Origin of the sequence: Bradyrhizobium sp. NC92 (assembly GCF_025200865.1) — a bacterium.
Classification (GTDB): Bacteria; Pseudomonadota; Alphaproteobacteria; order Rhizobiales; family Xanthobacteraceae; genus Bradyrhizobium.
In genome coordinates, this window is record NZ_CP104171.1 from 3,818,550 (window position 1) to 3,837,117 (window position 18,568).

Here is an 18,568-nt window from a genome sequence, read left to right on the forward strand (position 1 = left end):
TAAACTGTTCACTGGAGGCCGGCGGAACTGCTGCTCGTCGACGAGTTCGCCAGCGTGCGCAGGCCGATTTGGAACATGAACGCGTGGCTCAGCGTGGGCGGTGCGGTGCCCGCGGAATAGCTATACGAAGTTACGTAATTGGCCGCCAGCACGAAGCAATCGTCGACATAGCCGGCACCGAGCACATATTGGTTGATCTTGTTGGCCTCGAGGTCCCAGCGCGCCGAGCCCGACACCACCCAGTTGGTCGCGACCTTCAGCGAGCCCGTCGTCAGGATGCCCTCGCGGCGGGTCAGATAGCCCAATTCCGGCTGGGCTGCGTAATTGCCGTACAGCACGCTGACCGACCAGCGATTGAAGTTGGCGCGGCCTTCCGCCTCGAAGCGCTGCACGTTCCAGGTTTGCTCGTCCATGCGGGAGCGGACGCTGAACGTGTAGGTGCTGTTCGGCGAGTAGCTGGCGCTGGTGACGTAATCGGACCGCGGCTTGTCCAGGCCGGAGTTCAGGCCGGTGTTGATGGCATCCTGGACCGCGAAGGAGTTCAGGCCGAACAGGTGGTAGGACTGGCCGAACAGCACCTTGACGGCGCCGCCCCTGTCGAACTGCGTGGTGGACTGCACGCCGACATTGGCGCGGCCGCCGCCCTCGACACGGTCGTAGCCGGAGAACTTGTCGACGTTGAACAGGTTCGCGGCGTCGAACACCAGGCTCTGGGCGTCCTCGTTCGGCAGCCTGCCGGCATAGGTCTCGTTCGGGCGGATGATGATCTGCGCGATCGGCTCGAGCGTGGTCGAGCCCCAGGGCTGAACGTTGATGAACGGATAGCGGTACTCGAGGCCCACGGTCGGCATCAGGCGGAACGCCTCGGTGTCGCCGACGGGCAGGTAGTTCGACACGCCGGGCTGGTTGGAGACCGAGGATTTGATCGCGTCGGCGCGCAGGCTCGCGAACGGCGTCCAGATCTGGCCGAACGGGTCGGTGAAGGACTTGCGCCACTGCGCTTCCGCCGAGAGGCGGGTGTAGGTGCCGGGGAAGCCGCGCAACAGGCACTGCGAGGGCATCCGCGCCAGCGGATCCGCCGATGCCGTGGTGCACAGGCCGTTGGTGTTGGCGAGCGTCGTGATCGGGTCGAACACCGCATCGTCGCGCGACAGGTTCACGAAATTGGTCTTGTAGCTGAACTCGCCGCCGAAGACGGGATAGTTGAGCACGTTGGAGTAGTCGATCACCGGGTAGACGATCGGCACCTGGCTCTGGTTGCCCGAATAGCTCAGCCAGTACATCGTGCGCGCATCGAAGAAGCTGCGGTTGCCGACGCCGGTCAGATAGAGCTGCGACAGCGCTTCCGTCGGCAGCAACAGGAACGAGCCGAGCGGATCGCGGTATTGATAGAGCCGATAGTCCGAGAAGAAATAATAGTCGGACATCAGGACGCCGTCCCAGCCCCAGACCCATTTGTCGTTCAGCGCGAACTGACCCTTGGTGTCGATGGCGCCGCGGAACTCGCGGTCGCCGGGCTGCCCGGCGAATGCTCCGGGATCGAGCTGGTAGATGCCGTAGGCGCGGATCTGGTAGGCGCCGTCGATCAGGCGCTGGCGGAATTCGCCCTGCAGCAGCGCGCCTTGCCGCGACAAGAAGCGCGGGGTGATGGTTGCGTCCATGTCGGGCGCGATCGCCCAGTAATAGGGAACCTCGACGCCATAGCCCGTGTTCGTCGTGCCGGAAATATAACCCGGCATCAGGAAGCCGGATTTACGCTTCACGGTGGGGTCGGGGGTCGAGAAATAGGGCATGTAGGCGAGCGGCACGCCGAAGAATTCGAGCTGCGCCGTCTCGAAATACAGCATCTTCTCCTGCTGATCGTGGATGATGCGGGCACCCTTGACCTGCCACAGCGGCGGCTTCTTCGGATCCTCCTTACACGGCGCGCAGGCCGTGTAGACGCCGTTCTCGAACACCGTGTAATTGCCGCTGGAGCGGTCGGCGCGGCTCGCGGCCATACGGGTTTGATCGGCCGTGTCCACGCGCAGCGAATCGACGAAACCGTCGCGGTAATCGTCGGAGAGATCCATGATCTCGGCATAGGTGATCTTGCCGTCGGCATCCGTCATGCGGATGTTGCCTTCGGCATGCAGCCGCTTGGTCTTCTGGTCGTAGATGACCCGGTCGGCCTCGACGCTCGTGCCGTTGTAGAACAGCTGCACGTTACCGACGGCGGAGACGCGCGAATTGTTGTAGTCGTAGTCGACCTCGGTGGCCTGAACCAGCATCTGGTTGTCGTTGGGGGCCCTCGGCGGCTTCGGACGCGGCGGCAGCGGATTGTAGGTGAAGCTCTGGGCCTTAGCCGGCGCCACGGCAGCGTCGATCAAGCCGCCCAGCGAGGCAGCCGCGACGACGGCAAGCAGGAGCCTGCGGACGGACAAGCCGCACCCGTTCGCGCGCACCCATGTGCGCCGCGTCAAACGAGACACGAGCCCTCGGCGGACGGCAGTCACTATCCGTCCTCCTGATAGAGCAAGGCCAAAAAGCCGGTGAGGCCGCCCACCACAACGGGCAACCACGCCGCAGCGATCGGATGCATCAACTCAGCCTTGCTCAAGTCCTCAGTTACTTTCGACAGAACGTAGAGCAGAAAGCCTGCGCCCACGCCACTCAAAACCATCTTCTGCACGCCGCCCATCCGGAAGAAGCGCAACGACACGGAGGCCGCGAGCATCACCATGGCTGCGAGCAAAAACGGCTGTGCCAGAAGCTTCTGATACTGGAGTCGGTATCCGGCTGTCGCGAAGCCCGAGCTCTCGGAGGAGCGGATGTAGCTCGGTAGTTGCCAAAAGGACACAGTCTCGGGGGTGGAAAAGCTGTTGCGGACCTGCGCCTCGGTCAGCGTGGTCGGTATCTCAAGAACGGGCTGGTCGATCGGCGGTCCGTCCAGCGAGAAGCGGCGGACGCTCTTGAACAGCCAGCGGCCCGACTCCAGCGTCGCCTCGCGCGCCTCGACCCGCTCCTTGAAGTGCTGGTCCTGGTCGAACCGGAACAGCGTCAGCCCGGTGAGCCGGATGCCCTGCTGCTCGCTGCGCGCCGCATTGATGATGGTCTGGCCGTCGTTGGTGAGCTGGTTGAGCCAGAAGCCAGAGGCGTCCTGAATGCCGCCGCCGGGCGCCGAGCCGAACAGCTCGGCCTCCATGCGCTTGGACAGCTCGCGCAAATTGGCCGACATCGGATTGTAGGCGACGGTGGCGATCACCCCGATCAGCAGCGCACTGCCGAGCGCCGGCGAGATGAACTGCCAGGCGGAGATGCCCGCCGCGCGCGCCACCACGAGCTCGAGCCGGCGGGAGAGGGCGAGATAGCAGGTCATGGCGCCGATCAGCATGCAGAACGGCGTCAGCTTCTCCAAAAGCTGTGGTACCCGGAACAGCGAGGTCTCGGCCACCATGATCGCGGAGGCCGAGGCAAGGCCCGAGGTCTTGCGCACCATCTCGATGTAGTCGACCAGCACCAGCAGCAGGAAAATGCCGCCGAAGACGCCGAGCGCGGCGACCACGAAGCGGCCGGCGAAATAGCGCCCGAGTGTGTTGGTGAGCATGCTCATGCGGTGGCCGGACGTCCGAACAGCCGCGCGATCCGTGCGTTCGACCTGTTGATGGCCTCCATCAGGCCGGGAGGCGCTTCGACCACGACGCCGCCGATGATCATCCACAGCCCAGCGCCGATCGCGCCGAAGACCATCGCATATTGGACCAGCACCGGGCTCGGCGACTTCACCGCCATCACCGAGCAGGCAAAGCCGGCCATGCGCAGGCCGAACACCGCGACGATCGACGAGGCGATCGAGAAGTTGCGGCTCTGGCGGGTGGTGCGCGGCGCTCCGAGGAAGGCAAAGGTCAGCACCGCAAAGGCGAAGGGATAGATCGGCGCCAGCAGGCTGTCGTGCAGGGCCGCGCGGAACTGCCCGGGAATCTCCTTGTAGACGGGATCGGTCTCGGATGGCCAGAGCAGCTCCCAGAGATAACGCTCGCGGATGCCGAGGGTGACGTCGCGGCCCTTCGAGAATTTCGACATGTCGAAGCCGTAGCGGCCGAAGGCCACCAGCGCCGGATCGCGCTTGCCCGCCTCGAAGCGCTGGAGATTGCCGGTCTCCAGCACCAGGAACGAGCCGGTCTCGTTCTTCACGACCTCGCCGCGCTCGGCGACGATCGAGACGCGCTCGTTCCGATCGCGCCGGTCGTCGATAAAGATGCCGGCAAGGATGCCGCCCGGCTGGCGTTCGCGAATCCGGATCGTGAGGTTCTCGTCGAGCCGGGCGAAGCGGCCGGGCTGCAGGATGTTGGTGAGCACGTCGGCGGTGATCTCGGCATCCCACTGCTTGATCCGCCGCATGCCGTCCGGGGCGAGATAGGCCGCGATGAAGGCGACCAGCAGGGCCACCACGCAGGTGGCGTAGAAGAACGGATAGAACAGCCGGAACGGCGAGAAGCCGGCGGCATTCATCACGATGATCTCGGAATCGGTCGCGAGCTTGTTCAGCGTGTGCGAGATCGCGATCATCAGCGCGATCGGCGAGATGATCAGGACCAGGGCCGGGATCACGAGGCTGGTGATGCCGAGGAAGGTGAGAATGGTCTGACCCTGGCTCGTCATCAGGTCGATGCCGCGCAACGCCTGCGTAATCCAGATCACGCCGGTGAGGCTGACCAGGACCAGCGCAAACGACGCCAGCGTCGTGCGGAAGATATACCTATCGATCGACCCCATGCGCTACCGCACGAACCCACCCAAGTCCCCAATGTCGACCAGAATTCCGGCGGTCCAACCAATCCCCGTCAGGGGATCCCCAAGGTCGGCCGACAGCTCTTCCGGCGGTTCATTCTCTCACTACCATCCCTTTGATCCGTCAACAAAATGGCTGCCCCGTGGCACCCTCATTATATGGTTAATATTTCGGGCGTTGTGGCCCCGCGGCCACGGCGGCGCTTGGCATCGGGCTGGCCGCTGGCCCATAGTGGGGGAAGCCTCAGTGAATCGCCGTTCAGCTCCGGCTTGTGCTCGGACCCCCGAACGACGAAAAACCCCATGTTTTGGAGGAGTTATCCATGTCCGATGCCATCAAGGTCGGCTTTGTCCCGTTGTCTGCCGCCCCCCGTGGCATCCTGGTCGTGTTTTGCGACGACGGCCTGAAGCTCGGCCCGGCGACGGCCAAGGCGCTGGGTGGCGCTGCCGACATCGTGAAGCGCGCGGCGGCCGCGGCCGCCTTCAAGGGCAAAAGCGGGGCCGCGTTGGACATTCTGGCACCGGAGGGGGTGAAGGCGACCCGGCTGATCGTGATCGGCGCCGGCAAGGCGACCGGCCTCAAGGCGAATGATTTCCTCAAGTTCGGCGGGGTGGCCGCCAGCAAGCTGCCCGTCGGCACCAGCGCCATGACCGTCCTCGCGGAACTGCCGGGTGGCTCTATGACGAGCGAGCAGGCGGTTGCGATCGCCTCGGGCCTGCGCTTACGCGCTTACAAGTTCGATCGCTACAAGACCAGGAAGAAGGATGGCGAGGAGGGCGGCGCGCGCGCCGACGTCTCGGTTGCGGTCGGCGATGCCGGTGCGGCGAAAAAGGCGTTCGCTGCGGCCGGCCACGTCGTCGACGGCGTGATCATCGCTCGCGACCTCGTCAACGAGCCGCCGAACGTGCTTTTCCCGGAGGAATTCGCCCGCAGAGCCGGTCAGCTGCGCAAGCTCGGCGTCAAGGTCGAGGTGCTCGACGTCAAGGCGATGCAGAAGCTCGGCATGGGCGCGCTGCTCGGCGTCGGCCAGGGCTCGGCGCGGCCGAGCCGCACCGTGGTCATGCGCTGGGACGGAGCCAAGAAGGGCGAGGCCCCGGTCGCCTTCGTCGGCAAGGGCGTCTGCTTCGACACCGGCGGCATCTCGATCAAGCCGGCCGGCAGCATGGAGGACATGAAGGGCGACATGGGCGGGGCGGCCTGCGTCGTCGGCCTGATGCATGCGCTCGCGGCGCGCAAGGCGAAGGTCAACGCGGTCGGCGCCATCGGCCTGGTCGAGAACATGCCCGACGGCAACGCGCAGCGGCCGGGCGACATCGTCACCTCGATGTCCGGCCAGACCATCGAGATCATCAACACCGATGCGGAGGGCCGCCTCGTGCTCGCCGACGTGCTCTGGTACGTCGCCAAGAAGGTGAAGCCTAAATTCATGGTGGATCTGGCGACGCTGACCGGCGCGATCATGGTGGCGCTCGGCACCGAGCATGCCGGCATGTTCTCCAACAACGACGAATTGGCCGACCGGCTGCTCACGGCCGGCATCGAGAGCGGGGAGAAGGTCTGGCGCATGCCGCTCGGCCCCGAATACGACAAGCTGATCGATTCCCAGTTTGCCGACATGAAGAACACCGGCGGCCGCCATGGCGGCTCGATAACCGCCGCGCAATTCCTGCAGCGCTTCGTCGACGGTGTGCCCTGGGCCCATCTCGACATCGCCGGCACCGCGATGGGCGCGCCGAAGACCGACATCAACCAGAGCTGGGGAAGCGGCTACGGAGTCCGCCTGCTCGACCGCCTGGTCGCCGACCATTACGAGCGCAAATGATCCGACATGACTGAAGTGCTGTTCTACCATCTGCAAAACATGACGGTGGAGAATGTGTTGCCGCCGTTGCTCGAGAAGTCGCTCGAGCGCGGCTGGCGCGTCGTGGTGCAGTCGACCTCGGAGGAGCGCGCCGACGCGCTCGACTCGCATTTGTGGACCTATCGCGACGATTCATTCCTGCCGCACGCGACATGGCGGGTGAACGATGTTGCCGACCAGCCGATCGTGCTGGCGATCGAGGGCGGCAATCCCAATGGGGCCAATGTCCGCTTCCTGATCGACAACGCCGCGCTGCCGGAGGACGCACAGGGCTACGAGCGCATGGTCCTGCTGTTCAACGGCGACGATCCCGACGCGCTCGCGCTCGCCCGCACGGCCTGGACGGATTGCAAGGCGCGGGGATTTGATGTCACCTATTGGCAGGCCGACGACCGGGGCCGGTGGCAGAAACGCAATTAGCCGCAATTAATGATAATTTGCACTTTTCGGGCGATGCTGGCTTCGGCCACCTTCGTGCCGCAAAGGGATGTTGGGACAAACGCTTAGGGCTGGTCCTTCACGCGGGGAATTAGTTTATCGTGCGACATCAAAAGCTTCCCGGCTCGCTCATGATTGCGCTCGTTGCCGTAGCACCGCTGGTCGCGGGCTGCTCGGGCGGCACCGACCTGCTGTCGAAGGACGCCGAATGGTTCCAGAAACCCGGCCGTCTCTTCATCAAGAACATCTCGATCGAATCGCCGCCGCTGACCCCGGACAAGCCGGTCGGAGCTGAGGATCTCGTCAGCGCCGACGGCGCCTGTCCCGGCATGGCGCCGCCGCCCGGACCGGCCGATGCCAATGCCTCGACGACCGCGCCGATGGGCGGCACGGTCGCGCTCGGCCACACCGAATGCGACGTGGTGCGCGGCATCGGCGCGCCCTCGAGCATCAATCTCTCCAACGATGCCGCCGGCCGCCGCGTCGCCGTGGTCACGTGGACGACTGGTCCGCGCGCGGGCGTCTACACGTTCACCGCTGGACGTCTGTCCTCGATCGAAGGCAATCCGGACCCGCAGCCGATGCCGAGGGCGGCCAAGCCGAAGAAGAAGCACGCGTAGTCGGGGATCGCCTGCGCCGCAGTGAAACGGAAGAGTCTCCGATCCAGGAGGTGAGCGGGGCGGACCCGATGCAAAGCAGGCTTGGCGGCGCGCTCAGAGGATCGGCTTGGTGTTGGAGCGATCGGGCTGGCGAGCGCGGAAACGGCCCTTCATCTTGAAGCCGTCGCGCATATTGAGGCCGAGAAGGGCGATGTTCATCGCGCCGGCAAACAATTCGAGAGTCTGCACCGCGTAGAACGTGGTGTCGAACTCCGCGGCCTTCGCCTTGGAGGCAAGAAACAACGCGGCGGGAATCAGAACCAGGATGCCGTTGCCGGCGATGAACGGCATGCGCTTGATCTTCGCACCGATCAGGCCGGCGAGCCGCTCCTGTGCCAAGACGAATCCCGAACCTCCCGTCGCCGCGAGCATCGGAATGAGCAACAGGAAGCCCCACGGTATGGCGGTCTTCACCATGGCGATGGTCTGGTGTGACGCAAATAGCTCGGTGAGAGCCGTGGAAAGCCAGAAGGTCGCAATGGTCGTCAGTGCGACCGCTCCCGCGATTGGGTGGATGATCCTGGTCATCGGGTCTGCCGTTCTCGAAGCGAGCTACGCGACGCAAATGCCGGGCACCGCGACCTTCTCGAAAAGGTGCGGGGAGGCGACGGCGGATGCGGGGTAGGCCGAGATCTTCGACCTGAACTCGGGGTGCGTGAACGCAGCCCGGAAGTCGGCGGTCGTCTGCCAAACCGCATAGTTCAGATACGTGGGGCTTTCGCCAATTGCTCGGTGAAGCTGGGTGGAGATGAAGCCCGGCTGCCGCTTCATGAAGGCGGCATCGTCTTGCCAGATCCGGAGAAAGCTTTGTTCATCGGCCTTGTCGAGCGTGAACAGATTCACCAGCACCACGGGGCCGGTGTCGATGCCGAGCTGGCGCTCGATGGGACAGTCAGGGTCCAGTGGGCGTAGGCGCGCCATGACGAACTCCGTCGAGATGGTTTTATGATGTCAATCTGGTACTATGGATAATCTAGCGATTTGACATCATGATGTCAATAACTGTCTATGGTGACGGATGCGAAAATCCCAACGAACGCCGGCCGGCGATGCTCTGACCGACCTCATGCTTGACTTGTTCCGGCTGAACAGCCTGCTCTTGACCGCTGGCGACCGCTTGGTGGCCCGGCTCGGGCTCACCAGCGCCCGCTGGCAGATTCTCGGCGCCATCGTGCAGGCGGAGCGGCCCCAGCCGGTGGCCTGGCTCGCCCGCGATCTGGGCGGCAATCGTCAAAACGTGCAGCGGATCGTCAACGACCTCCACGGGGAAGGCCTCGTTGCTTTCGAGGCCAATCCGCACCACCGCCGAGCGCAGCTCGTCGTCCTGACCGACAAGGGGCGCCGTGCTTTCGATGCCGCCATGGCCCTGCAGATGCCGTGGGTCAACAGCCTTTCCGAAGGGGTTGCGGTCAAGGATCTGCAAACGGTTCATCGCATCGTCGCGGCACTAAGGACGAAGCTCGAGAGCGAAGCCGAGGCGCAGACGTAGTGCTGGGCAAGCGCCAAGGTCACGCGCGGTCGCACCGAATGCGATGTGCTCGGCCTCGGCGCGCGCTCGACCGCTGCAAGGTTCCTGCTGACGTCGCTTTCGTGATGGCCGCGCGCCCCTGAATGCGCTTTGATGGCGCAAACAACAATCCGGAGGAAACTATGCGGTTCATTGCCCTCGTATCGGCGCTGCTTCTGACGCTCAGTGCGGCATTCGCCCAGGACTATCCGACCAGGCCCATCACCATGCTGGTGCCATTCGCTGCGGGCGGGCCGACCGACACCATCGCCCGGCTGACCGCGGCGGGCATGGCGAAATCCCTGGGACAGCAGGTCATCGTCGAGAACGCGACCGGCGCCGGCGGCACCATCGGCACGACCCGGGCCGCGCGCGCCCAGCCGGACGGCTACACGCTGCTGATCCATCATGTCGGCATCTCGACCGCCGCGACGCTCTACCGCAATCTCAGCTACGACACCAAGACGGCCTTTGCGCCGATCGGGCTCGTCACCAACGCGCCGATGACCATCATCGCGCGGCCCGATTTTCCGGCCGACACGCTCAAGGACCTGGTCGCCTACGCCCAGCAGCAGGGCGACAAGCTGACCTATGCCAATGCCGGCCTGGGTGCGGCCTCGCATCTGTGCGGCATGCTGTTCATGACCGCGATCCAGAAGCAGCTCACCACGGTGCCTTACAAGGGTAACGGCCCGATCATGAACGATCTGCTCGGCAAGCAGATCGATCTCACCTGCGATCAGGCGACCAACACCACGGGGCCGATCACGGCCAAGCAGGTCAAGGCCTACGCGATCACCACCAAGGAACGGCTGAAGAGTCTGCCGGATCTGCCGACCGCCGACGAGGCCGGCCTCAAGGGTTTCGAGCTTGGTGTCTGGCACGGCATCTATGCGCCCAAGGGCACGCCGCCGGCGATCGTTCAGAAGCTGACCGCGGCGCTGCAGACCGCGCTTAAGGATCCCGCGCTGATCGCCCGGTTCAACGACATCAACACCGAGCCGGTGCCGCAGGACAAGGCGACGCCGGAGGCGTTAGGTGCGATGCTGACGAGTGAGATCGACCGCTGGGCCCCGATCATCAAGGCGGCCGGGCAATACGCCGATTGAGCTTTTGCGCCCCGCGAGGCTTGCCGCCGAGCGGGTAAAAAGCAGCTTGTTCAAAGGCTAGTTCGCCGGTGCCATAATGCCGGTACTGTGCATGGGGTTGTTTTACACGTTTGGCTGGAGCGCGGTGGAGGCGCTAACCCGCCGCCTCGTCGAATTGCGCGCTCGCCTCCAGCCATTGCTCCTCGGCGCGCGTCAGCGCGTCGGCAGCATTGGCGCGCGCCTTTGACAGCTGCGCCGCCTGCTTGGGATCGCGCGTGAAGATGTCGGGCAGGGCCAGCGCCGTGTCGATCTTGGCGATGATGTCGCTGACGCGCGCGATCTCGGCCTCGGCTTCGGCGATGCGCTTCTTCAGCGAGCCGCGATTGTCCGATTTCGGGCGCTGCAGTTTCTCGCTTGGCGCGCTGCGCTCGCGCGGGGCTTCGGCGTTGCGCGTCGACAGCACCAGGCGGCGATACTCGTCGAGATCGCCGTCGTAATTGGTGACGGTGCGATCGGCGACGATCCAGAGCCGATCGGCGCAGGCCTCGATCAGATAGCGGTCGTGCGAGACCATGATCACCGCGCCGGGAAACTCGTTGATCGCTTCCGCAAGCGCCCCGCGGCTGTCGATGTCGAGATGGTTGGTCGGCTCGTCCAGGATGATCATGTTGGGGCCGAAGAAGGTCGCAAGCCCCAGGAGGAGGCGCGCCTTCTCGCCGCCTGACAATTGGCCGGCCTTGGTGTCGGCGGCCTTGCCGGAGAAGCCGATCGCGCCGGCGCGGGCGCGCACCTTGGCCTCGGGCGCATCGCCCATCAGCTTGCGGACGTGATCGTAGGCGGAAGCGTCTTCATTGAGCTCATCGAGCTGATGCTGCGCGAAATAGGCGATCGACAGCTTGTCGGCGCGCGTCACTTTTCCCGAGAAAGGCGCGAGCCGTCCGGCGAGCAGTTTCACCAGCGTCGACTTGCCGTTGCCGTTGGCACCCAGCAGCGCGATGCGGTCGTCATTGTCGATGCGCAAGGTGACGCGGCCCAGCACCGGGCTCGCCGGATCGTAGCCGACCGAGGCGTTGTCGACGGCAATGATCGGCGGCGACAAGATCTTCTCCGGCGTCGGGAAGCTGATCTCCCGCACGTCCTCGGTGACCAGCGCCGTGATCGGCTTCAGCCGCTCCAGCATTTTCACGCGAGACTGTGCCTGCCGGGCTTTCGATGCCTTGGCCTTGAAGCGGTCGACGAAGGCCTGGAGGCGGGCGCGCTCGGCCTCCTGGCGCTTGACCGCCTTGGCATCGAGCAGCTCGCGCGCGGCGCGCTGCTCCTCGAACGAGGAATAAGACCCCTTGTAGAGCGTGAGCTTGCCGCGCTCCAGATGCAGGATCTGGTCGACCGAGCTTTCCAGGAGGTCGCGGTCGTGGCTGATCACGATCACCGTGCGCGGATAATGCGCGAGGTGATCCTCTAGCCACAGCGTGCCTTCGAGGTCGAGATAGTTGGTGGGCTCGTCGAGCAGCAGAAGGTCGGGCGCCGCGAACAGCGTTGCGGCGAGCGCGACGCGCATGCGCCAGCCGCCGGAGAATTCGGCACAGGGGCGGAGCTGATCGGCGGCGGAGAAGCCGAGGCCGGAGAGAATCGCGGCCGCCCGGCTCGGCGCCGAGTGGGCGTCGATGTCGACGAGGCGGGTCTGGATCTCGGCGATGCGGTGCGGATCGGTCGCGTGCTCGGCCTCGGTGAGCAGCGCGTCGCGTTCGAGGTCGGCCTTGAGCACGACCGAGATCAGGCTTTCGGGGCCGTTCGGCGCTTCCTGCGCCAGGCTGCCGATGCGCCAGCGCGGCGGCAGGGTCACCGAGCCGTGCTCGGCCGCAAGTCCGCCGCGGATCACCTTGAACAACGTCGACTTGCCGGTGCCGTTGCGTCCGACCAGGCCGACGCGCGATCCGGGCGTGATCTGCACGGAACTCTGGTCGATCAAAAGGCGTCCGGCGAGGCGGATGGAGAGGTCGTTGATGGCGAGCATGCGGCCTTGTCACCGCAAGGCGCGTCGAACGCAACCCGTTTTTCCGTCAGTGCGTCTCGCGTTCACGCCGCCGCAGCTCGTTCAGGAGCTGCTCGAGATGGGTCGGAAGGCGCGGCTCGGGCCGGAGGCTCTGCTGCAGCCGTTCGCCCACGGCATCGCAAATCGAGCGGCTGGTGCGCCGGTCGATCTGTTCGCTGTCACTGGCAAAAGGCCCAGCCATCGCAAGGTTCCGTGTTCTCGAAGTAAAGACACGGTACCAAGTCATTGCCGGCGAAATGGTTTCGCCGGCTGCAGGGAATGCCGGACATTCTCGTAAAAATTGTATGAGCTGCGCATTGTCCGCTCAAGGCAAAGCCCCGGCGAGGGGGCGCCGGGGCTTCTCTTGGCAGGTACCTTGGGGGGCTTAGGTACCCTTCGAAAGGTGCTGACGGGTTCAGTAGCAGCGGTTGATCAGCCGCCAGCGGGGTCCCCAGGGGGTCGGGACCAGCCGGCGCACATAGCAGCCGCCATAACCGTAGGAGACGGGGGCATAGTAGCGCGGACCGCCCCAGCGGTAGCCGCCGTGCCAGCCGCCACCGCCATGCCAGCCCGGGCCGCCGCCATGCCAATGAGCGGAGGCCGAGGTCGGCGCCAGCGCGGCACCGAGCGCAACCGCGGCGACAGCGGCAAGCGAAAGTTTCCTCAACATGGTGATCTCCTCAAAACTGCCCGGCGCGGGGGAATCCGCGTCGATGGAAAGGCCTCCGAAACGGTCCGCCTGACGATCAGGCTTCGGTTTCGATGGAGCCACCCTACGCTGGCGAAGCTGAACCGGACCCTCACGGCGGTTTCAGATTGGGTTCATCTGGGTGAAATTGTTGTCATCCAAGCCGAAATCGGACGCCGGCCGCCTGCGGCGAAGCGCCTGTGAGGCCGTTTCGGCGGTCGCTTGCCGTCCGGCAAAGGCGCCGATATAAGCCCCGCAACTCGACAACCACCCGCCTTCTTCCCCAAGGACAATATTATGGCCATCGAACGCACGTTCTCGATCATCAAGCCCGACGCGACCGAGCGTAACCTGACCGGCGCGGTCAATGCCGTGATCGAGAAGGCCGGCCTGCGCATCGTGGCGCAGAAGCGCATCCGCATGACCAAGGAGCAGGCCGAGACCTTCTACGCCGTCCACAAGGCGCGCCCCTTCTTCGGCGAGCTCGTGGCGTTCATGACCTCCGGCCCGGTCGTGGTTCAGGTCCTGGAAGGCGAAGGCGCGATCGCCAAGTACCGCGAGGTGATGGGCGCGACCGATCCGTCCAAGGCCGCCGAGGGCACCGTGCGCAAGCTCTATGCCAAGTCGATCGGCGAGAACTCGGTGCACGGTTCGGATGCGCCGGAGACCGCCGCGATCGAGATCGCGCAGTTCTTCTCGGGCAACGAGATCGTCGGCTGATCCAGCCGGCAGGTTAGAAATAACGGGCGAAAGGACTCATTGTGGACTGGCTCTGGCAGATCTTCGATCCCGCTACGATCGGGGCATTCTTCACCCAGTTCCGCAACGAGATGGCTGCGCCGACCTTCTGGATCGCGGTCGGCAAGATCATCTGGATCAACATCCTGCTCTCCGGCGACAATGCGCTGGTGATCGCGCTCGCGTGCCGCGGCCTCTCGCCGCGGCATCGGCTGTGGGGCATGATCTTCGGTGCCGGCGCAGCGGTGATGCTGCGGATCATCTTCACCGGCATCGTCGCCACGCTGATGGAGTTGCCGTATCTCAAGCTGGTCGGCGGCCTTGCGCTGATCGTGATCGCGGCCAAGCTTCTGGTGCCGGAACACGATGACGATGACGACGTCGACGCTGCCGCGCATCTGTGGCAGGCGATCCAGATCGTCGTGGTCGCCGACATCGTCATGAGTCTCGACAACGTCATTGCGGTCGCCGCCGCGGCCAATGGCAGCGTGCCTCTGCTGATCCTCGGCCTTGCCATCAGCGTGCCGCTGATCGTCGCCGGCGCGGCGCTGATCATGGCGCTGCTGGAAAAGCTGCCGGTCCTGGTCTGGGCTGGCGCGGCATTGCTCGGCTGGATCTCGGGCGAGGTGATCGCGACCGATCCCGGCGTCGCGCCGCGACTGCACGCGCTGTTCGAGGGCCCGTTCGGCGCCTCGCTCGACGCCATGCTCGGGGTATTCCGCATCCCGCCGCAATTCGGCCATGGCGGGGCCGGCCCCGAATTTCTCTGCGCCGCACTCGGCGTCCTCGTCGTGCTGGTGGTCGGCACCATCTGGCGCCGGCGCAGGCTGACCGCCGTCGCGCTGGCATCCTCCGAGCAGCACGCCAAGGCTTCAGCGGAATAGAGTTTTCCGAGGATTGCTGTTCAGCTCTCCCGCAGGGAGAGGCGAGCACTCGCCGCCATTGTCAGCGCCGCACGATCGATCCCGAGCGGCCGATCAGGCGGGCGAGCTGACGGAAGCGGCTGCCGACGCGATCGGCGACGAGGTCGCCGAGCCGGTGCTCGAACACCAGCATCAATTTGCGGCCCTGGCTGCGGAAATGCGTGGCGGGCAGCACGCCGGGACGTGCAGCCGAGATCAGATGCGCGACGCGGAATGCAGCGCCCAGGAGGCGCGCGCGTTCGAGTTGCGCCGGCGTCAGCAGCTCCTGCATGGTGGCCGGCGGCTGGTTCTCCTCGCTGAGGCCGGCATAGCGATAGAACACCGACAGGCCGACGAAGGCGCGTTCGGTGTGGGTGATCGCGCCGAAATTGCCGTTGACGACGAGGCTGAGCGTCTGTTCGCCGCGATGATCGGGATGCACGCGCCAGCCGATGTCGGAGAGCAGGCAAGCGGTGTGGCGGAGGCGACGGTCCTCTTCCGTCTCGCGCAGCTTGACGACGCGCACCAGGCGGTCGGTCCAGGCGATCAGCTCCCGCGCGTGTTTGGCTGAACGCGACAGCAGCTGGTTCAGCTCCTCGGCCGCGCAGATCAGCCCGTCCTTGGTCCGTTCGGACTCCGACAGCTTCTCGTGCAACAGGCCCTCGCGCACGCCGAAGGTCGAGAACACGATCGTCTTGGGTTTTGCGACCCGGATGATGTGCTCGAGCACCAGCGCCGCATAGGTGAGGAGAGGGCGCCGCGCATCGGCGACGATCTCGATGTCGGCAAGCATGTTGGCGGCGGCGAGGCGCCGCAGGCGGCGCGAGAAGTCGAGCGCTTCAGCAGCCGGGATGGAATAGCCGTGCATCACCTGGAGCGGATAGCCGCTCTGGATGATGTGGATGCGCGCGAGCGCGCGCCAGGTGCCGCCGACGGCGTAGAAGGTGCGGCCGCGGCCTGCCGTCAGCTGCGGCACCTCGTCGATCTCCTCGCGCACGATGCGATCGGCACGCTTGAGCGATTTGTGCGCGAGATCCTGGAGCGCGAGACCGCCGAGCGGCAACGTCACGCCGCTGCGCACCGCGTTCCTGCGCACGTCGATCAGCTCCAGCGAGCCGCCGCCGAGGTCGCCGACGATGCCGTCGGGGAGGTGGATGCCGGAGATCACGCCGAGCGCCGAGAGCCGCGCCTCCCGCGGGCCCGACAGGATCTCGATCTTCACCGCGCAGATGCGCTCGGTCTTGGCGATGAAATCGGGACCGTTGGAGGCGTCGCGGCACGCCGCGGTCGCGATCGCGAACACGCGTCCGACCTGCATCACCCGGCAGAGCGCGCGAAACCGTTTCAGCGAGGTCAGGGCCTTGTCGACGGCGTCGGGCGCAAGCAGGCCCGTGCTCTGCACCTCGCGTCCGAGGCCGCACAGCGTCTTCTCGTTGAAGATCGGGATGAGGCTGCGCGCCAGCGCCTCGTAGACGACGAGGCGGACCGAGTTGGAGCCGATGTCGATAACCGCGACGCTCGAGCCGCGCTTGCGCGGCCGCTTCACGTCGCAAATCCCCGATCAGGATTGATGGCGTTCGTTCCGGCGCGTGAGACGACGCGGCGAGGATTCCTTGAGCGACTTTCCACGGCCAGACAGACTCGGATTCGTCATGAAGTAGTTGTGGACGTTGAAAGGCTCCTCGCCCTTCGCGGTCTTCATACGCGTTGAAGACCCATCCGGCAACAACTGCCAGCTCTGCTCATTGTCCTTCAGGTTCGCGACCATGATCTGTTCGAGAACCTGCTGATGCACCGTCGGATTTTGCAGCGGACACAGCACCTCGACGCGGCGGTCGAGGTTTCGCGGCATCATGTCGGCAGAGGAGATATACACAGCCGCTTTCGCGCTCGGCAGGCCCTGGCCCATGCCGAAGCAGTAGATTCGGCCATGTTCCAGGAAGCGGCCGATGATCGACTTGACGCGGATGTTCTCCGACAGGCCGGGAATGCCGGGCCTGAGGCAGCAGATACCGCGCACCACGAGCTCGACCTGGACGCCGGCCTGGGACGCCTCGTAGAGCGCATCGATGATGTCGGGGTCGACCAGCGCATTCATCTTCATCCAGACCGCGCCCGGACGGCCGTGCCGCGCATGCGCGGTCTCGCCCTGGATGTGCTCGATGATGCGCTTGCGCAAGGTCAGCGGCGACACGGCCATCTTTTCCAGATCGCTCGGCGCGGCATAGCCGGTGATGAAATTGAACACGCGCGCGGCATCGCGGCCGATGGTCGGGTCCGAGGTGAAGTAGGAAAGGTCGGTGTAGATGCGCGCGGTGACCGGGTGATAGTTGCCGGTGCCGGTGTGGACGTAGGTCGTCAGGCTGCCGCCCTCGCGGCGCACCACCATCGAGAGCTTTGCGTGCGTCTTCAGTTCGAGGAAGCCATAGACGACCTGCACGCCGGCGCGTTCGAGATCGCGCGCCCAGCGGATGTTGGCTTCCTCGTCGAACCGCGCTTTCAGCTCGATCAGTGCCGTGACGGATTTGCCGGCTTCGGCCGCTTCGGCGAGCGCGCGCACGATCGGTGAGTTGTTGGAGGTCCGGTAGAGGGTCTGCTTGATCGCGACGACATCAGGGTCGCGCGTGGCCTGCTGCAGGAACTGCACGACGACGTCGAACGACTCATAGGGATGATGGACGATCAGGTCCTTCTGCCGGATCGCGGCAAAGATGTCGCCGCCATGCTCGCGCACGCGTTCGGGATGGCGCGGCACGTAAGGGGTGAATTCGAGGTCGGGGCGGTCGAGCCGGGTCAGCTGCGAGAGCTCGTTCATCGCCTGCACGCCGTCGACCAGGAACACCTCGTCGTCGGCGGCCGAGAGCGCGTGCTGCACGAAGCTGCGCAGCTCCTCCGGCATCTTGGCGTCGATCTCGAGCCGGATCACCGATCCGCGGCGGCGGCGCTTCAGCGCGGTCTCGAACAGGCGGACGAGGTCTTCGGCCTCTTCCTCGATTTCGAGCTCGGAGTCGCGAATGATCCGGAAGGCGCCATGGCCGTGCAGATTGTAGCCGGGGAACAAGCGGTTGATAAACAGGGCGGTGGCCTGTTCCAGCGAGATCAGGCGCACCGTGCCCTCCGCCGGCAGGCGGATGAAACGGTCGATCTTGCCGGGCATGCGGATCAGCGCGTTCATCTGCTTGCCGTCGGCGGCGCGCGTGAGGTGCAGCGCGATGGTGAAGCCGAGGCTCGGAATGAACGGGAAGGGGTGGGCCGGATCGATCGCCAGCGGCGTCAGCAGCGGGAACACGTTGTTGAGGAAGTAGTCCTCGATCCAGGTCCGTTCAGCCTTGGTGACGTCCTTGCCGTCGACCAGCACGATGCCGACATCGGCCAGCGTGCCGCGCAGGTCGCGCCAGATCGCCTGCTGGTCGGAGGCGAGCTGGGAGACGGTGCGGTTGATCAGCGCGAGCTGCTCGGACGGCGTCAGGCCGTCGGGGCTGCGTTCGGCAATGCCCTCGCGCACCTGGGCCTTGATGCCGGCAACGCGGACCATGAAGAACTCGTCGAGGTTATTCGCCGAAATCGACAGGAATCGCACCCGCTCCAGCACGGGGTGGCTGGGGTTGACCGATTCCTCCAGGACGCGGCGGTTGAAATGCAGCCAGGACAGCTCGCGGTTGATGAACCGCTCGGGGCTGGACGCGATTGCCGGGAGGCCCTCGGTTTCCGGGGCTTTCTCTTTGGTTTCAAGAGCTTGCGCAGAGTCCATCAGAAGTCGGTCCATCCAGTTCACCCAATTGCGACTTAAGCGCAAAATCGGCGGGAGCATGTGTTAGAGCGATGACGTTTCGATGACATTGATGTTCCGCCGCCGCCCCGCGTCAAGCGGGCTTCAGGGAGGC

The 18,568-nt window shown here is 65.2% G+C and carries 17 protein-coding genes; 7 read left to right on the forward strand and 10 right to left on the reverse strand.

Features of this window, described 5'->3' with window-relative positions:
* Positions 1 to 8 precede the first annotated feature (8 nt).
* From N2602_RS17730 to lptF, 3 genes are read right to left on the reverse strand one after another with little or no spacing between them, the layout of a single operon-like run.
* Positions 9 to 2,495, reverse strand: a complete 2,487-nt coding sequence (locus N2602_RS17730; protein WP_260383423.1) for an LPS-assembly protein LptD — start codon at positions 2,493 to 2,495, stop codon at positions 9 to 11.
* Positions 2,495 to 3,592, reverse strand: a complete 1,098-nt coding sequence (lptG, locus tag N2602_RS17735) for an LPS export ABC transporter permease LptG (RefSeq protein WP_172786468.1) — start codon at positions 3,590 to 3,592, stop codon at positions 2,495 to 2,497. Before lptG ends, N2602_RS17730 begins: the two co-directional genes overlap by 1 nt.
* Positions 3,589 to 4,755 carry an LPS export ABC transporter permease LptF gene (gene lptF, locus N2602_RS17740; protein WP_172786469.1) on the reverse strand — a complete coding sequence of 389 codons (1,167 nt, stop codon included), beginning with the start codon at positions 4,753 to 4,755 and terminating at the stop codon, positions 3,589 to 3,591. Before lptF ends, lptG begins: the two co-directional genes overlap by 4 nt.
* Positions 4,756 to 5,093: 338 nt before the next feature.
* On the opposite strand from lptF, the gene N2602_RS17745 reads away from it, so the two are divergent.
* The 3 genes from N2602_RS17745 (at position 5,094) to N2602_RS17755 (ending at position 7,690) form a co-directional block, all read left to right on the forward strand.
* A complete protein-coding gene (locus N2602_RS17745; protein ID WP_260383424.1) occupies positions 5,094 to 6,593 on the forward strand; it encodes a leucyl aminopeptidase in 1,500 nt (499 codons plus the stop codon).
* Positions 6,594 to 6,599: 6 nt separating this feature from the next.
* A complete protein-coding gene (locus tag N2602_RS17750; RefSeq protein ID WP_260383425.1) occupies positions 6,600 to 7,052 on the forward strand; it encodes a DNA polymerase III subunit chi in 453 nt (150 codons plus the stop codon).
* A gap of 149 nt (positions 7,053 to 7,201) precedes the next feature.
* Entirely contained in the window at positions 7,202 to 7,690 is a 489-nt protein-coding gene (locus tag N2602_RS17755; RefSeq protein WP_212257555.1) for a hypothetical protein, read from the forward strand.
* A 93-nt stretch (positions 7,691 to 7,783) separates the two neighbouring features.
* Here the strand turns inward: N2602_RS17755 and N2602_RS17760 are convergent, their stop codons facing one another.
* Together N2602_RS17760 and N2602_RS17765 are read right to left on the reverse strand one after the other, a co-directional pair.
* On the reverse strand, positions 7,784 to 8,257 hold the full coding sequence (locus N2602_RS17760) for a hypothetical protein (RefSeq protein WP_260383426.1): 474 nt from the start codon (positions 8,255 to 8,257) through the stop codon (positions 7,784 to 7,786).
* 24 nt (positions 8,258 to 8,281) lie between these two features.
* The gene (locus N2602_RS17765) at positions 8,282 to 8,650 is read right to left on the reverse strand and encodes an antibiotic biosynthesis monooxygenase (protein ID WP_260383427.1); all 369 of its coding nucleotides are present in this window, start codon (positions 8,648 to 8,650) and stop codon (positions 8,282 to 8,284) included.
* Between the two features lie 97 nt (positions 8,651 to 8,747).
* Here N2602_RS17765 and N2602_RS17770 point away from each other — a divergent pair, with 97 nt between their 5' ends.
* Both N2602_RS17770 and N2602_RS17775 read left to right on the forward strand, forming a co-directional pair.
* Positions 8,748 to 9,218, forward strand: coding sequence for a MarR family winged helix-turn-helix transcriptional regulator (locus tag N2602_RS17770; protein WP_260383428.1), 471 nt, complete (start codon positions 8,748 to 8,750; stop codon positions 9,216 to 9,218).
* Positions 9,219 to 9,379: 161 nt separating this feature from the next.
* Positions 9,380 to 10,345 carry a tripartite tricarboxylate transporter substrate-binding protein gene (locus N2602_RS17775; protein ID WP_260383429.1) on the forward strand — a complete coding sequence of 322 codons (966 nt, stop codon included), beginning with the start codon at positions 9,380 to 9,382 and terminating at the stop codon, positions 10,343 to 10,345.
* Between the two features lie 133 nt (positions 10,346 to 10,478).
* Here N2602_RS17775 and N2602_RS17780 read toward each other — a convergent pair whose 3' ends face one another.
* The 3 genes from N2602_RS17780 to N2602_RS17790 form a co-directional block, all read right to left on the reverse strand.
* Positions 10,479 to 12,338 (reverse strand): ABC-F family ATP-binding cassette domain-containing protein, encoded by a 1,860-nt coding sequence (locus tag N2602_RS17780; RefSeq protein ID WP_260383430.1) that lies wholly within the window; start codon positions 12,336 to 12,338, stop codon positions 10,479 to 10,481.
* A 46-nt stretch (positions 12,339 to 12,384) separates the two neighbouring features.
* The gene (locus tag N2602_RS17785; protein WP_172786477.1) at positions 12,385 to 12,558 is read right to left on the reverse strand and encodes a hypothetical protein; all 174 of its coding nucleotides are present in this window, start codon (positions 12,556 to 12,558) and stop codon (positions 12,385 to 12,387) included.
* Positions 12,559 to 12,771: 213 nt separating this feature from the next.
* Positions 12,772 to 13,026: a sulfur globule protein precursor gene (locus N2602_RS17790; RefSeq protein WP_172786478.1), complete on the reverse strand. Its 255-nt coding sequence runs from the start codon at positions 13,024 to 13,026 to the stop codon at positions 12,772 to 12,774.
* A gap of 315 nt (positions 13,027 to 13,341) precedes the next feature.
* Here N2602_RS17790 and ndk point away from each other — a divergent pair, with 315 nt between their 5' ends.
* Both ndk and N2602_RS17800 read left to right on the forward strand, forming a co-directional pair.
* Positions 13,342 to 13,764: a nucleoside-diphosphate kinase gene (gene ndk / locus N2602_RS17795; protein WP_025035862.1), complete on the forward strand. Its 423-nt coding sequence runs from the start codon at positions 13,342 to 13,344 to the stop codon at positions 13,762 to 13,764.
* 41 nt (positions 13,765 to 13,805) lie between these two features.
* Entirely contained in the window at positions 13,806 to 14,666 is an 861-nt protein-coding gene (locus N2602_RS17800) for a TerC family protein (protein ID WP_172786479.1), read from the forward strand.
* A gap of 61 nt (positions 14,667 to 14,727) precedes the next feature.
* Here the strand turns inward: N2602_RS17800 and ppx are convergent, their stop codons facing one another.
* Together ppx and N2602_RS17810 are read right to left on the reverse strand one after the other, a co-directional pair.
* A complete protein-coding gene (ppx, locus tag N2602_RS17805) occupies positions 14,728 to 16,230 on the reverse strand; it encodes an exopolyphosphatase (protein ID WP_260383431.1) in 1,503 nt (500 codons plus the stop codon).
* A gap of 15 nt (positions 16,231 to 16,245) precedes the next feature.
* Positions 16,246 to 18,435, reverse strand: a complete 2,190-nt coding sequence (locus tag N2602_RS17810; RefSeq protein ID WP_172786517.1) for an RNA degradosome polyphosphate kinase — start codon at positions 18,433 to 18,435, stop codon at positions 16,246 to 16,248.
* Positions 18,436 to 18,568: the final 133 nt, after the last annotated feature.